Here is a 14,699-nt window from a genome sequence, read left to right on the forward strand (position 1 = left end):
GCCGGGCGTGCGGGCGCAAGATAGTTAGGAGCGTGGCGTGGGCCGCGCGGGGTGAGGCGATGCTGTTCAAGCGCCGGGAGAGACGGCCCTTTTCCGAGAAGGTTCGCGCCTGGATCGCGCCACGGCGCGGCTGGGGCCGCGTCATCGACTATTGGCGCCACCGGATGCAGCGCCTGCCGGACAGCCCGACCCGGATCGCCATCGGCTTCGCCTGCGGCGTCTACACAAGCTTCACGCCCTTCTTCGGGTTTCACTTCGTGGTGGCGGCGGTGCTCGCCTGGGTCCTGCGCGGCAACATCCTCGCGAGCGCCATCGGCACATTCGTCGGCAATCCGCTGACCTTTCCCTTCATCGCCGCCATCTGCATCGAGACGGGATCGCTCATCATGGGCGGCATCCCGATCGACGGGATCGAGGACATGCCGTTCACGGACATGGCGATCCTCTTTCTTTCGAACATCGAGAAGCTTGTGCTCCCCTATTTCGTCGGCGGGCTCGCGCCGGGGCTCGCTGCGGCGGCGGCGAGCTACTTCATCGTCAAGCCGGTGGTCGTCCGCTATCAGAAGCGGCGCCGGGCGAAGCTGATGGCGCGGGCGAAGGCGCGGATCGAGGCGGCGCAGCGCGCGCCGGGAGCCGCGGAATAGCGCCGCCCGCCGGTCCGCTGCGCGGCGACATGTCAAGGTTTGGCCCGGATTCGGTCCAACCGGCGCCCGGAGCGGGTGAGACAAGCGGCCTTGCGATCCTGTTTCGCGGTGGGGCCGAAATGACGAACCTGTCCGCATTGCCTGTGCGCTCGACGCATCCATTGACCGCCGAAGAGTTGAAGGCCGCGCTGCGCGTCCTCATGGAAAAGGGCGCGATTTCCGAGCCCGGGACGGCGTGGGATTCCGCCGCCGCCAATTATGTCTACGCGATCGTGGATCTCGAACGCGCCGCGGCGCGCGAGGAGCCGTATCTTCATATCGGCACGCGCCGCGACCCTGTGGGCCTTTCGGGACTCACGGACGATTATTTCGGGTCTTCGTCGCCGACGCTGGAGGCCCGCAGGCGGGCCGGGGCGAAGCTCGTGCTGTTCGTCCTCGGCGCCTGGCGCGAGCATCCTTCCGGAGCGTCCGAAGGCGTTGATGCGCTGAAGGCCGGCTGAGCGACGCCCGGCCTCAGCCCTTCTGCTCCTCCAGCCGGTCGGTCGCCGGCGGCGGGGTGCGGGAGAGGGCGGCGACCTCGGCCCGGAGCTCCGGCGGCATCGGGAGCGCCGCCGCGGCTAGCGAGGCTTCGAGCTGCGCCACGCTCCGCGCGCCGATGATCGGGCAGGTGATTGCGGGATGCGCAGCGGCCCAGGCCACCGCCAGCGTCATCGGGTGGACGCCCTTCGCCTTCGCGAAGGCGGAGAAGGCGGCGGAGACTTCGTGGAACCATGGCTCGTCATAGCGCTTCCGGTATTCCTGGTTTACGGCGAAGCGGCCCGGCTCTCTGCCGAAATCACCCTCGTACTTGCCCGTCAGCAGCCCGCCCGCGCCCGGACCGTAGGAGATGACGGCGAGGTCCTCCGCCGCGGCGAGGGGGAGGATCTCCACCTCCGCCTGGCGCTTGATGAGGTTGTACATCGGCTGGATCACTTCGAACGGCGCCCAGCCCCGCGCCGCGGCGATCCCGTTCGCCTTGGCGATCTGCCAGGCGGCGTAGTTGGAGCAGCCGAGATGCGCGATCTTGCCCTCGGCGCGGAGGTCCTCCAATGCGCGCATCGTTTCTTCGAGGGGGACCGAATCGTCCCACCGGTGCATGAAGAAGAGGTCGATCCGCTCCACGCCCAGCCGCTTCAGGCTCGCCTCGCAGGAGAGACGGATCGCGCGGCGGGAGGCGCCCTTGTGCCGGCCCATGAAGCATTTGGAGGTGACGAACACCTCGTCGCGATGGCCGCGGATCAGGCGGCCGAGGATCTCCTCCGAGCGGCCGCCGGCATAGACGTCCGCGCAGTCGAAGAAGTCGATCCCGGCGTCGCGGCAGGCGGCGTAGATGCGGCCCGACTCCGCCTCGTCGGCGTCGCCGCCGAAGGACATCGTGCCGAAGCACAGGGCTGAGACGCGGGCGCCGGTGCGCCCGAGGCGGACTGTTTTCATCGGGGGGTCCTCGGCTTCAGCTGCGGCGGAGGCGGATCACGACGTCTATCTTGGAGACTTCCATGCCCTCGGGCACTTCGGGCAGCTGCGAAAAGGCGACCGAATCCGCCGGCGCGTCTGTCAGCCGCCCGTCCTCTTCCCAGTAGAAATGGGGGTGATCCTCGGTCCGCGTGTCGAAATAGCTGCGCGCGCCGTCCACCGCGATCTCGGTCAGGAGGCCCGCCTCTGTAAAGCTCTTGAGCGTGTTGTAGACCGTGGCGAGGGAGACGGCGGCGCCGGCCTCGCGCGCCGCATCGAACAGGCGCTCCGCCGTGACATGGCGATGACGGCCGTCCCCGACCAGCAGCGCGGCCAGGGCGCGGCGCTGTCGCGTCGGGCGCAATCCGGCGGCGGAAAGCCACCGTTCCGCCCGCCGCTCCGGGCGCTCGCTTGTCATCTGCTGGTCCATAGGGCGCTCGCGCCTCATCTCGCATGCTCGCTTCGACGCTGAAATAATCACATTTCCCGCCATTTGGCCAGAGCACGGCGCGCGACGCATCGCCTCGCGCCCGCGCCCGGCGCTTGCACGCGCCGCCGCGCCGATGCTAGGGACGATGCCGGCTCCGGTCGCGGCCCAGAGGGCGCGGCGGCAGACAAGGATTCCGGAATGGCCGAAAGCGCAACAAGTTACGATTTCGAAGGCCTGATGGCCTGCGCGCGGGGCGAGCTTTTCGGCCCCGGAAATCCGCAGCTTCCCGCGCCCCCGATGCTGATGATGGACCGCGTGACCTCGATCGAGGCCGAGGGCGGGCCGCATGGCAAGGGCCGGATCGTCGCCGAATACGACGTCAAGCCGGACGCCTGGTTCTTCCAGTGCCATTTCCTCGGCGACCCGGTGATGCCCGGCTGCCTCGGGCTCGACGCGCTCTGGCAGCTCACCGGCTTTTTTCTCGGCTGGAAGGGCCTGACGGGGCGCGGCCGCGCGCTCGGCGTCGGGGAGGTGAAGTTCTCCGGCATGGTCACGCCGACGGTGAAGGTCGTCCGCTACACCGTGGACTTCAAGCGGATCATCGACCGCAAGCTCAAGCTCGGCATCGCCGACGGGGTGATGGAGGCGGACGGGACGACCATATACACCACGGCCGACATGCGCGTCGGCCTCTTTCACGACGAAGTTCCGGCCTGAGGCCGGACGGCCAGGGGGAGACGTTCATGCGCCGCGTCGTCATCACCGGAATGGGGATCGTATCGTCCATCGGCACGAGCGCGCAGACGGTGCTCGCGTCGCTCATGGAGGGGAAATCCGGGGTCTCCTTCGCGCCGGATTATGCGGAGCACGGCTTCCGCTGCCAGGTCCACGGGCGGCCCGAGATCGACCTGACGGAGGCGGTGGACAAGCGCCAGCTCCGCTTCATGGGGGACGGCGCGGCCTATAACTACGTGGCGATGGAGCAGGCCATCGCCGACAGCGGGCTGGAGCCGGGCGAAGTCTCCCACGAGCGGACGGGGCTGGTGATGGGCTCGGGCGGGCCCTCCACGAAGAACCTCTTCCTCGCGCACCAGACGGTGCTGGAGAAGGGCTCTCCGAAGCGGATGGGGCCGTTCATGGTCACGCGCGGCATGTCCTCAACCAATTCGGCCTGCCTCGCGACGCCTTTCAAGATCAAGGGCGTCAACTATTCCATCACCTCGGCCTGCTCGACCTCGGCGCATTGCATCGGCAACGGCGTGGAGCAGATCCAGTTCGGCAAGCAGGACATCGTCTTCGCCGGCGGCGGGGAGGAGCTGGACTGGACGCTCTCCTGCCTCTTCGACGCGATGGGGGCGATGAGCTCGAAATACAACGACAGCCCGGAGACGGCGAGCCGCGCCTTCGACGCGACGCGGGACGGGTTCGTGATCGCCGGCGGCGCGGGCGTCGTGGTGCTCGAGGAGCTGGAACGCGCCAAGGCGCGCGGCGCCAAGATCTACGCCGAGGTGACGGGCTATGGCGCCACGTCGGACGGCTACGACATGGTCGCCCCGTCGGGCGAGGGGGCGGAGCGCTGCATGAAGCTCGCCATGTCCACGCTTGGCGACCGGCAGGTGGACTATATCAACGCCCACGGCACCTCGACCCCGGCGGGCGACGTGACCGAGGTGGAGGCGGTGCGCCGCGTCTTCGCGGGCAAGCGCCAGCCCGTGATCTCCTCCACCAAGTCGCTCACCGGGCACAGCCTCGGGGCGACGGGGGTGCAGGAGGCGATCTATTGCCTCCTGATGCTCCAGAACGATTTCATCGCCGCCTCCGCCAATGTCACGGCGCTCGACCCCGCGCTGAAGCCGGAAGAAATCGCGACAGCGCGGGTGGACCGGGCGGGGCTCGACACGGTGATGTCCAACTCGTTCGGCTTCGGCGGCACCAACGCGACACTCTGCCTGAGCCGCTATCATGGCTGACCTGATGAAGGGCAAGCGCGGGCTCGTCATGGGCGTCGCGAACGACCATTCCATAGCCTGGGGCGTCGCCTCCGCTCTGGCGAAGGAGGGGGCGACGCTCGCTTTCTCCTATCAGGGGGAGGCTTTCGGGCGCCGCGTCGCGCCGCTCGCCGCCTCCGTCGGCTCCGAGTTCCTGCTCGACGTGGACGTGACGGACGAAGCCTCGATGGACGCCGCCTTCGCGCGGCTTTCCGCGGAGTGGGGCGGGCTCGACTTCGTCGTCCACGCCATAGCCTTCTCCGACAAGCGGGAGCTGACGGGGCGCTACGCCGACACCAGCCGCGCGAATTTCCGCACCTCGATGGAAATCAGCTGCTATTCGCTGGTCGACGTGGCGCGCCGCGCCGCGCCGCTGATGGGCGCGGGCGGCTCCATCGTGACGATGACCTATCTCGGCGCGCAGCGGGTGATGCCGAGCTACAACGTGATGGGCGTCGCCAAGGCGGCGCTGGAGGCCTCCGTCCGCTATCTCGCGAACGATCTCGGCCCCTCGGGCATCCGTGTGAACGCGATCAGCCCCGGCCCGATGCGGACCCTCGCGGGCTCCGCGGTGGGCGGGGCGCGGAAGGTCTATCGGCAGACAGAACTCAATGCGCCGCTCCGCCGCAACGCGACGCTGGAGAATGTCGGCGGCGCGGCGCTCTATCTTCTCTCCGACCTCGGGGCGGGGACGACGGGGGACGTCATCTTCGTCGACGGCGGCTATCACGTGACGGGCATGGCGCAGCCGGAGAATCTGGGCGGGGCGTGAAGTTTACGCTTGCGTCACCCTGCGTCACATCGGCCATGATCTGCGCCAACCCGGCGAGGGATCGGGATTTGATTCGGAGGAACCATGGCGCTTGCGGGCAAACGCACGCTGGATGAGCTACGCGCGCTTCTCGGTCAGGAGATCGGCGTTTCGCACTGGATCGAGATCGACCAGAAGCGGATCGACGCCTTCGCGGACGTGACGGAGGACTGGCAGTTCATCCATATCGACCCGGAAAAGGCGAAGATGACGCCGTTCGGGACGACGATCGCCCACGGGTTCCTCACGCTCTCCATGCTTTCGGCGATGGTCTATGAGGCCGGGCCCGCGATCAAGGGCGTGGCGATGGGCGTCAATTACGGGTTCGACAAGATCCGCTTCCTTTCCCCCGTCAAGGCCGGCGCCCGCATCCGCGGCCGCTTCACGCTGACGGAGTTGGACGAGTCGAAGCCGGGCGAGGTCACCTACAGGCAGGCCGTGACGGTCGAGATCGAGGGCGGGGAGAAGCCCGCGCTCGTCGCGGAGTGGATCGGGCGCGTCTATATGGGGAAGGCATGAGCATCAGGTTCGACGGACAGGTCGTCATCGTCACGGGAGCGGGGGCGGGCCTCGGCCGTTCCCATGCGCTGCAGTTCGCGGCGCGGGGCGCGAAGGTCGTCGTCAACGATTTCGGCGGCGCGCGGGACGGGACGGGCGGCTCCACCGCCGCCGCGGACGCCGTGGTGAAGGAGATCGAGGCGGCGGGCGGCGAGGCGATGGCCAACGGCGCCGACGTTTCCGACTTCTCCTCCGTGCAGGCGATGGTCGATCAGGTCATGGCGAAATGGGGCCGGATCGACGTTCTGTTGGCGAATGCCGGCATCCTCCGGGACAAGAGCTTCGCGAAGATGGACATGCCGGATTTCGAGAAGGTGATCGACGTTCACCTGATCGGAACCGCCAATTGCGCCCGCGCCGTCTGGCCCGTGATGCGGGACCAGAATTACGGGCGGCTCGTCTTCACCACCTCCTCCTCCGGGATGTACGGCAATTTCGGGCAGGCGAATTACGGCGCGGCCAAGACGGGCATGATCGGGCTGATGAACGTCCTCCAGATCGAGGGCGACAAATACGGAATCACGGTCAACACCCTCTCCCCCACCGCTGTGACGCGGATGACGGAGGAGCTGTTCTCCGGCCCGGCGAAGGATCTGCTGACGCCGGAGACGATCTCCCCCGGCGTGCTCTTCCTCGCCTCGAAGGAGGGGCCGAAGCGCACGATCCTCTGCGCCGGGGGCGGATGCTTCGCGCGCACATATCTGCACGAGACGGAGGGCGTGATCCTGACGGGGGACGAACTTTCCCCCGAGGGCGTCGCCGCGCATTTCGACGAGATCAGCGACATGAAGGGCGCCAAGGCCCTCCAGGGCGCCTTCGAACAGACCTACAAATACGCCCAGAAGGCCGAAGCGGCCCATGCGGCCAAGGAGTGAAATCATGAGAGAAGCCGTCATCGTCTCCACCGCCCGCACGCCGATCGGCAAGGCCTATCGCGGCGCGTTCAACTTCACCTCCGGCCAGCAACTCGGCGGCCATGCGATCCGCCATGCGGTCGCCCGCGCCGGGATCGACGGCGCCGAGGTCGAGGACGTGATCATGGGCAACGCCCTGACGCAGGGCTCGACCGGCATGAATTACGGCCGGCAGGCGGCCATGGCCGCGGGCCTGCCCGTCTCCGTCGGCGGCATGACGATGGACCGGCAATGCTCTTCCGGCATGTTCGCCATCGCGACGGCGGCGAAGCAGATCGTCACCGACGGGCTCCAGATCGCCGTCGGCGGCGGCGGGGAGAGCATCAGCCTTGTCCAGAACGAGCTTCAGCGGCGGGACTGGCTGGCCGACCCGAAGCTGAAGGAGACGATGCCCGCGCTCTACATGTCGATGCTGGAGACGGCGGAGACGGTGGGCGAGCGCTATGGCGTCACCCGCGAGGCGCAGGACGAATACGCCTACCAGTCCCAGATGCGGACGGCGGCGGCGCAGGCGGCCGGCAAGTTCGACGACGAGATCGTGCCGATGACCACGGTCATGAAGTTCCAGAACAAGGACACGGGCGAGATTCTCGAGCGCGAGGTGACGCTGGAGAAGGACGAGGGGAACCGCCCCTCCACCACCCTCGAAAGCCTTCAGGGGCTTCAGCCCGTCTTCAAGGACGGCATTGTGATCAAGGAGGGTAAGCATATCACCGCCGGCAACGCCTCCCAGCTTTCCGACGGCGCCTCGGCCGCCGTGCTGATGGAGGCGAAGGAGGCGGAAAAGCGCGGGCTCTCTCCGCTCGGCATCTATCGCGGCTGCGTCGCGGCGGGCTGCGAGCCGGACGAGATGGGGATCGGGCCGGTCTACGCCGTGCCGAAGCTCCTGAAGCTCAATGGCCTCAAGATGGACGATATCGGCCTCTGGGAGCTGAACGAAGCCTTCGCCGTGCAGGTGCTCTACAGCCGGGACAAGCTCGGCATCCCGAACGAGCTCCTGAACGTAAACGGCGGCGCGATCTCGATCGGCCATCCCTATGGCATGTCGGGCGCCCGGATGGTCGGCCATGCGCTGATTGAAGGGAAGCGCCGGGGCGCCAAGTATGTCGTATGCACCATGTGCGTCGGCGGCGGGATGGGCGCGGCAGGCCTTTTCGAGGTCTGCTGAGGCCCCCGCAGCGGCGGATAAAGCGCCCCGGCCGCGGCCGGGGCGGCGCGTTTTGGAGGATCGACCGATGGACCTGAACTACACCCAAGCCGAGCAGGCCTTCCGCGAGGAAGTCCGCTCCTATCTGCGGGACAACCTGCCGAAGCGGCTTTCGGACAAGGTTGCGAAGGGGCTTCGCCTCTCCCGCGACGATCTCAGGGAATGGCATGCGATCCTCAACAAGGCGGGCTGGCTCGCCTGGCACTGGCCGAAGGAGCATGGCGGGACGGACTGGACGCCGGTCGAGGCGCATATCTTCCATGAGGAGATCGTCGTCGCCAACGCGCCGCGGATCGTGCCCTTCGGCGTCAACATGCTCGGCCCGGTGCTGATCAAGTACGGCTCGGAGGAGCAGAAGGCGTATTACCTGCCGAAGATCCTCACGTCGGAGCATTGGTGGTGCCAGGGCTATTCCGAGCCGGGCGCCGGCTCCGACCTCGCCTCGCTGAAGACCGAGGCGGTGCTGGACGGGGACGAGTGGGTCATCAACGGGCAGAAGACCTGGACGACGCTCGGCCACATCGCCGACCATATCTTCGTGCTGGCGCGGACGGACAAGACAGGGAAGCCGCAGGAGGGCATCTCCTTCTTCCTCGTGCCGATGGACGTTCCGGGCGTGGAAGTGCGCCCGATCATCACGCTGGACGGGGAGCACGAGGTCAACGAGGTGTTCCTTACGGATGTGCGCATCCCGAAGCAGAACATCGTCGGCGAGGTCAACGGCGGCTGGACGCTGGCTAAGTATCTCCTGACCTATGAGCGGACGGGGATCGCCGGCGTCGGCTATTCCCGGCAGGCGATGGAGCATCTGAAGGCTGCGGCGAAGCGGCTGAAGGCGAACGGCAGGCCGCTGCGCGAGGATCCGTTCTTCGCCGCCCGCATGGGCAAGGTCGAGATCGACCTGATGGCGATGGATATCTTCAACCTCCGCATCGTCGCGGCGGCGGAGGGCGGCGCGGCCGGCGGCGTCGAAAGCTCGATGCTGAAGGTGCAGGGCACGGTGGTGCGGCAGGAACTGACGGACCTGATGCGCCGCGCCTTCGGCCCGCACGCGGCGCCGTTCATTTCCGAGGCTTTCGACGAGGGCTGGAACGAGGAGCCGGTCGGCCCCGCGGGCGCGATGAAGCAGGCGACCAAGTATTTCAACATGCGCAAGGTCTCGATCTACGGCGGTTCGAACGAGATCCAGAAGAACATCATCTCGAAGATGGGGCTCGGTCTCTGACATGGATTTCACGCTGTCCGAAGAACGCCGGATGCTGACGGAGACGCTGACGCGCTTCGTCCGCGAAAAATACGACCTCAAGACGCGCCACAAGGCGGCGAAGATGGAGGGCGGGTTCGACCCGGCGATGTGGGCCGAATTCGCGGAGCTCGGCGCCGTCGGCGCGCTCCTGCCCGAAAGCGCGGGCGGGTTCGGCGGGGCGGGCGAGGACATCCTCGTCGTCTTCGAGGCGCTGGGCGGCGGGCTCGTGGTGGAGCCGTTTCTCGCCACCGCAGTGCTCGGCGCAACGCCGCTGATCGGCGCCGGCAGGGATGATATGCTGGAGGAGGTGATCGGCGGCGGCCTTCACCTCGCCCTCGCCCATACGGAACCCGAGAGCCGCTACGAGATGGCGCGGGTCGCCTGCCGGGCCGAGGGGGGCAAGATCACCGGTCGCAAGTCCGTCGTCGTCAACGGCGCGACGGCGGACCGGCTGATCGTCTCCGCCCGCTCTTCGGGCGACGAGGCGGACGAGGCCGGGATCGGGCTCTGGCTCGTCGATCTGAAAGGCCCGGGCGTGACCATGCGCGCCTTCGGGACGGTGGACGGCGGCCATGCGGCGGAATTCACGTTCGACGGCGCGCCGGGCGAGGCTCTGGGCGACCCCGAGGGCGGCTATCCCGCGCTCGAAACGGCTTTGGGCCGCGGCGCGCTCGCGCTCTGCGCGGAGGCGCTCGGCGCGATGGAGGCCTGCAAGGCGCTGACGCTCGACTACATGAAGACGCGCAAGCAGTTCGGCGCCCCTTTGGCCAAGTTCCAGGCGCTGCAGCACCGGATGGTGGAAATGGTGATCGCCATCGAGCAGGCCCGCAGCCTCACCATGCTCGCCGCCGGGATGCTGGACGCCCCGCGGAAGGAGCGGGAGCGGGCGATTTCGGCGGCGAAGAACCTCGTCGGCCGGGTCGGCCGGCTCGTCTCGGAGGAGACGATCCAGCTTCATGGCGGCATCGCCATGACCTGGGAATACGCCGCCCCGCATTTCGCCAAGCGCCTGATCATGATAGACCACATGCTCGGGGACGAGGACTTCCACCTCGCCCGCTTCATGGCGCTGGAGGAGGCGGCCTGAGATGGACGGAACGGGCTTCGAAGCCGGCAAGACGCTCGAAGCCCTTCCCCATGACAGCGCCTTCGCCCATGTCTCGGGCGAGGCGCGCTATGCCGACGATCTGCCGGAGCCGCCCGGCATGGTCCATCTCGCGCTTGGCCTTTCCACGGTCGCGCGCGGGCGCATCCTCTCCGCCGATCTCTCCGCCGTCCGCGCCGCGCCGGGCGTCCTGCATGTGCTGACGGCGGAGGACGTTCCGGGGATCAACGACACCGGGCCGGTCGTCCATGACGAGCCGGCCTTCGCGCTTTCCGAGACGGGCGAGAGCGCGGAGATCATGTTCCACGGCCAGTGCCTCTTCGCCGTGGTCGCCACGAGCCGTGAGGCGGCGCGGCTCGCGGCGCGGCTGGCGCGGATCGACTATGAGGCGGCGCCGCCGATCCTGACCATCGACGACGCGGTCGCCGCCGGCTCCTTCCTCTCCGAACCCTACCGCATGGCGCGGGGGGATGCGCGGGCCGCCATCGACGCCGCGCCGATGCGCGCGAAGGGGCGGATCGAGATCGGCGGGCAGGAGCATTTCTATCTCGAAGGGCAGGTCGCGGTCGTGACGCCGGAGGAGGGCGGGGCGCTCCATGTCCTCTCCTCCACGCAGCATCCCTCGGAGGTGCAGGCCGTCATCGCCCACAACCTGAACCTACCCTCCAGCATGATCACCGTGGAGGTGCGCCGGATGGGCGGCGGCTTCGGCGGCAAGGAGACCCAGGGGAACCTCATCGCCGTCGCCGCCGCGCTCGCCGCGCGGATCACGGGGAAGCCGGCGAAGCTGCGGCTCGACCGGGACGACGACATGATCCTGACCGGAAAGCGGCATCCGTTCCGGATCGATTACGAGGCCGGGTTCGACGCGGAAGGGCGCATCCTCGGCGTCCGGTTCGAGCAATGGGCGAATTGCGGCTGGTCGGCGGACCTTTCCGCCGCCATCGCCGACCGGGCGATGTTCCACGCCGACAACGCCTATTTCTATCCGGCGGCGGAGATCGTCTCGCATCGCTGCCGCACCAATCTCTGCTCGATGACCGCCTTTCGCGGCTTCGGCGGCCCGCAGGGCGTGCTCGGCGCGGAGCGGCTCATCGCCCATGTCGCGGCCGAGACGGGGCTCGACCCGCTGGAGGTGCGGCGGCGCAATTTCTACGCGCCGATGGGCGCGATGCCGACACGCTCCCTCACGCCCTACGGCATGATGGTCGAGGATTGCGTGATCCAGGAGATCGTGGAGGAGTTGGCCGAGGCCGCGGACTACGCCGCCCGGCGCGCGGATATCGCGGCCTGGAACGAGGCAAGCCCGGTGCTGAAGCGGGGCATCGCGCTTTCCCCGGTCAAGTTCGGCATCTCTTTCACCACCACGCATCTCAACCAGGCGGGCGCGCTCGTGCTCGTCTATCAGGACGGCTCGGTGCTCCTGAACCATGGCGGGACGGAGATGGGTCAGGGGCTCTATCGCAAGGTCCAGCAGGTCGCCGCTGCGGAGTTCGGGCTCGACCCGGAGCGCGTGAGGATCAGCGCAACGCGGACGGACAAGGTGCCGAACACCTCCGCCACCGCCGCCTCCTCCGGCTCCGACATGAACGGCATGGCGGTGAAGAAGGCCTGCGAGGAGATCAAGGCCCGCCTCGCCGCGCATCTCGGCGCCGGCTTTGCGATCTTCGACAAGGGCCGGATCGTCTGGCAGGGCGGGGAGACGACCTGGGAGGCGGCGGTGAAATCCGCCTATTTCGCCCGCGTCTCCCTCGCCGCGACCGGGTTCTACGCCACGCCGAAACTGGCATGGGACCGGGCGACGGTTTCGGGCCGCCCGTTCTATTACTTCGCCTACGGCGCCGCGGTGACGGAGGCGCTGGTGGATTCGCTGACCGGCGAGTACCGGCTGCTCCGGGCCGACATCCTCCACGATGTCGGGCGCTCGCTGAACCCGGCCATCGATCTCGGGCAGGTCGAAGGCGGCTATATTCAGGGCGTCGGCTGGCTGACGACGGAGGAGCTGGACTGGGACGCCACGGGCAGGCTCCGCACCCACGCCCCCTCCACCTACAAGATCCCGACGGCGGGGGACCGGCCGGAGCACTTGAGCGTGCGGCTCTGGGCGAAGGGGGAGAACCGGGAGCTGACGATCCGCCGCTCCAAGGCGGTGGGCGAGCCGCCGCTGATGCTCGGCATTTCCGCCTTCCTCGCCATCGAGGAGGCGGCCTCCGCCGCCGCCGGCGCCTGGACGCCGCTCCACGCGCCGGCGACCCCGGAGCGCGTGCTGATGGCGCTCCCCTGACCGCAGGATCCGGGCGGAGCTGACGCCGCCTCAGGGTTGAGCGTCGCGTAACGAATCGACAGCCGCGGCGGAGGTTATCGCCGCGGCGCCTGCGGATTAGCTTGCTTCCTGTCGGCCATGTCGGGGCGCCGACAGCAGAGGGAGCACAGGATGAAACCCGCAGCGATCGTATTTTTCGCCCCAATCGCCGCCGCCGCCGGCGGCGCTGCGGAGGCGGCCTCGCTTCGGCTCGAAGCCGTCTCTCAGGCTTCCATATTCTCGAACTACGACATCGACTTCCTTGACGCCGACGGCGACATGCTCTTCTCGCTCGACGAGCTGACCGGCTTCTCCGGCTTCACGTTCTTCTCGCCGTCGGGGCCGGTCTTCTACGACGAGGTCGTCAATTTCAGCGCGATCGCCGGCATCTCCGATGCGACCAGCCCAGCGATCAACTTTCGGGGCGGCCCGAACGTGATCGCGCCGATCCCCGGCGTCTTCGACTTCCGCGTCTTCGACCCGGAGGCGCAGCCGCTCGTTGGCGCCGTGCCGCTCCCGGCCGGAATATGGCTCATGCTGGGCGCGCTGGGCGCGCTCGGTTTCGCATCGCGGCGCCGATCCCCCGCCGCCGCGTGAGGGCGGGCGGGGCGGGGGCCCTCCACACTCGCCCCGCCCCGTCTCGCCCTAGTCCCTGAGGCTCGCGAAGAGATCGACGCCTTCGAGCGACTTCACGACCTCCGCCGTCTCGTCGACCGCGCGGTCGATTTCCGCCTCATCATGGTCCGAGGTGAGGAAGAAGCGGATGCGGGCCTGCTGTTCCGGCACGGCGGGGAAGATGATGGGGAGCGCGTTGATCCCCCGCTTGAAGAGCATGTCCGCGGCGACGACGGCGCGCGGGCTGTCCCCGATGATGACGGGGGTGACGGCGTAGCCCTCGGAGAGACCGACATCGAGGCCCGCCGCCGCCGCCCGCTCGCGAAAGCGGAGACCGTTGGCGCGGAGCCGCGCCACGCGCTCCGGCTCCGCCAGCATCGCCCGCACCGCCGCCTCCGCCGCCGCGGCGACGGGCGCTGCGAGGCCGACGGAGAAGACGAAGCCCGGGGCCTTGTGCTTCAGATAGGCGATCAGCGCCTCCGAACCGCAGACATAGCCGCCGCAGGCGGCCAGCGTCTTCGAGAGCGTGCCCATCCAGATCTCGACGCTGCGCGGATCGACGCCCTGAAGCTCCGCGAGCCCCCGCCCCGTCGCGCCGAGGACGCCGAAGGCGTGCGCCTCGTCCACCATCAGCCAGGCGCCGTGCCGCGCCTTGATCTCGACGAAGCGGGGAAGGTCGGGGAAGTCGCCGTCCATCGAGTAGAGGCCCTCGACGACGATCAGCACGCGCTCGTACCGGTCGCGCACGCGGGCGAGCGTCTCGTCCACCCAGTCGAAATCGTTGTGGGGGAAGGTGAGCCGCGCCGCGCCGGAAAGCCGCGCGCCCTCCGAGATCGAGTTGTGGATGAGCTGATCCATCAGGATCAGGTCCTTCGGCCCGATCATCGCGCCGATCGTCGTCACGTTCGTGGCATGGCCGGAGACCATGGCCACCGCGGCGTCGACGCCGTAGGCGGAGGCCAGCGCCCGCTCCAGCGCGCCGTGATAGGGCCGCTCGCCTCCGACAAGGCGCGAGGCGTTGGCCGAGACGCCCCATTCCTCCGCCGCCGCCACGGCGGCGCGGCGCACCTCCGGATGGGAGCCGAGGCCGATATAATCGTAGGAGGCGAAGTTGATCCGCTCCTCGCCGTCGATGACGCAGCGCGCGCCCTCCCGCGAGTCGATCTGGCGGAAGAAGGGCGTGCCGATGCCGAGGCTGCGGCCTACCGCCTCCTGAAACCGCATCTGCTCGAAGATCGGCAGGGTGGAGAAATCGAACGCCTTCGGCGCAGCGCCGGCGGCGCGAGCGGGCGCAGGCGCGGGGCGCCCGCCGCGCGCCCGCGCCTCGCGCACCTTGCGGAGCCGGTCGACCAGCGCGTGCCGGTCCTTGTCGATCGCCGTCATGCGCA

15 protein-coding genes are annotated in these 14,699 nt (G+C 68.5%); 12 read left to right on the plus strand and 3 right to left on the minus strand.

Annotated elements, in window-relative coordinates; translation table 11 throughout:
* The first annotated feature begins 59 nt into the window (after nt 1-59).
* Nucleotides 60-644, plus strand: a complete 585-nt coding sequence (locus ACE37J_RS17870; RefSeq protein WP_409713659.1) for a DUF2062 domain-containing protein — start codon at nt 60-62, stop codon at nt 642-644.
* Between the two features lie 161 nt (nt 645-805).
* The gene (locus ACE37J_RS17875; RefSeq protein ID WP_409713661.1) at nt 806-1,144 is read left to right on the plus strand and encodes a hypothetical protein; all 339 of its coding nucleotides are present in this window, start codon (nt 806-808) and stop codon (nt 1,142-1,144) included.
* 13 nt (nt 1,145-1,157) lie between these two features.
* Here ACE37J_RS17875 and ACE37J_RS17880 read toward each other — a convergent pair whose 3' ends face one another.
* Nucleotides 1,158-2,117 carry an aldo/keto reductase gene (locus ACE37J_RS17880; protein WP_409713664.1) on the minus strand — a complete coding sequence of 320 codons (960 nt, stop codon included), beginning with the start codon at nt 2,115-2,117 and terminating at the stop codon, nt 1,158-1,160.
* A 16-nt stretch (nt 2,118-2,133) separates the two neighbouring features.
* The gene (gene irr, locus ACE37J_RS17885; protein ID WP_409713667.1) at nt 2,134-2,553 is read right to left on the minus strand and encodes a Fur family transcriptional regulator Irr; all 420 of its coding nucleotides are present in this window, start codon (nt 2,551-2,553) and stop codon (nt 2,134-2,136) included.
* Between the two features lie 210 nt (nt 2,554-2,763).
* On the opposite strand from irr, the gene fabA reads away from it, so the two are divergent.
* From fabA to ACE37J_RS17935, 10 genes are all read left to right on the plus strand, one after another.
* Nucleotides 2,764-3,282, plus strand: a complete 519-nt coding sequence (fabA, locus tag ACE37J_RS17890) for a 3-hydroxyacyl-[acyl-carrier-protein] dehydratase FabA (protein ID WP_409713670.1) — start codon at nt 2,764-2,766, stop codon at nt 3,280-3,282.
* 26 nt (nt 3,283-3,308) lie between these two features.
* Nucleotides 3,309-4,535 carry a beta-ketoacyl-ACP synthase I gene (gene fabB / locus ACE37J_RS17895; protein ID WP_409713673.1) on the plus strand — a complete coding sequence of 409 codons (1,227 nt, stop codon included), beginning with the start codon at nt 3,309-3,311 and terminating at the stop codon, nt 4,533-4,535.
* The gene (locus ACE37J_RS17900) at nt 4,528-5,325 is read left to right on the plus strand and encodes an enoyl-ACP reductase (RefSeq protein ID WP_409713676.1); all 798 of its coding nucleotides are present in this window, start codon (nt 4,528-4,530) and stop codon (nt 5,323-5,325) included. Before fabB ends, ACE37J_RS17900 begins: the two co-directional genes overlap by 8 nt.
* Before the next feature lie 84 nt (nt 5,326-5,409).
* The gene (locus ACE37J_RS17905; protein ID WP_409713679.1) at nt 5,410-5,883 is read left to right on the plus strand and encodes a MaoC family dehydratase; all 474 of its coding nucleotides are present in this window, start codon (nt 5,410-5,412) and stop codon (nt 5,881-5,883) included.
* Nucleotides 5,880-6,797, plus strand: coding sequence for an SDR family NAD(P)-dependent oxidoreductase (locus tag ACE37J_RS17910; protein WP_409713682.1), 918 nt, complete (start codon nt 5,880-5,882; stop codon nt 6,795-6,797). Before ACE37J_RS17905 ends, ACE37J_RS17910 begins: the two co-directional genes overlap by 4 nt.
* Before the next feature lie 4 nt (nt 6,798-6,801).
* On the plus strand, nt 6,802-8,004 hold the full coding sequence (locus tag ACE37J_RS17915) for an acetyl-CoA C-acyltransferase (RefSeq protein ID WP_409713685.1): 1,203 nt from the start codon (nt 6,802-6,804) through the stop codon (nt 8,002-8,004).
* Nucleotides 8,005-8,071: 67 nt separating this feature from the next.
* Nucleotides 8,072-9,268, plus strand: a complete 1,197-nt coding sequence (locus ACE37J_RS17920) for an acyl-CoA dehydrogenase family protein (RefSeq protein WP_409713687.1) — start codon at nt 8,072-8,074, stop codon at nt 9,266-9,268.
* A gap of 1 nt (nt 9,269) precedes the next feature.
* Nucleotides 9,270-10,376, plus strand: coding sequence for an acyl-CoA dehydrogenase family protein (locus ACE37J_RS17925; RefSeq protein WP_409713690.1), 1,107 nt, complete (start codon nt 9,270-9,272; stop codon nt 10,374-10,376).
* A gap of 1 nt (nt 10,377) precedes the next feature.
* Nucleotides 10,378-12,678 carry a xanthine dehydrogenase molybdopterin binding subunit gene (gene xdhB / locus ACE37J_RS17930; RefSeq protein ID WP_409713693.1) on the plus strand — a complete coding sequence of 767 codons (2,301 nt, stop codon included), beginning with the start codon at nt 10,378-10,380 and terminating at the stop codon, nt 12,676-12,678.
* A 150-nt stretch (nt 12,679-12,828) separates the two neighbouring features.
* The gene (locus tag ACE37J_RS17935; protein ID WP_409713696.1) at nt 12,829-13,293 is read left to right on the plus strand and encodes a VPLPA-CTERM sorting domain-containing protein; all 465 of its coding nucleotides are present in this window, start codon (nt 12,829-12,831) and stop codon (nt 13,291-13,293) included.
* Between the two features lie 48 nt (nt 13,294-13,341).
* On the opposite strand, the gene ACE37J_RS17940 is transcribed toward ACE37J_RS17935, so the two are convergent.
* Entirely contained in the window at nt 13,342-14,694 is a 1,353-nt protein-coding gene (locus ACE37J_RS17940) for an aminotransferase class I/II-fold pyridoxal phosphate-dependent enzyme (protein WP_409713699.1), read from the minus strand.
* Between the last annotated feature and the right edge of the window lie 5 nt (nt 14,695-14,699).

It is taken from the genome of Pikeienuella sp. (assembly GCF_046290545.1).
Taxonomy (GTDB): Bacteria; Pseudomonadota; Alphaproteobacteria; order Rhodobacterales; family Rhodobacteraceae; genus Pikeienuella.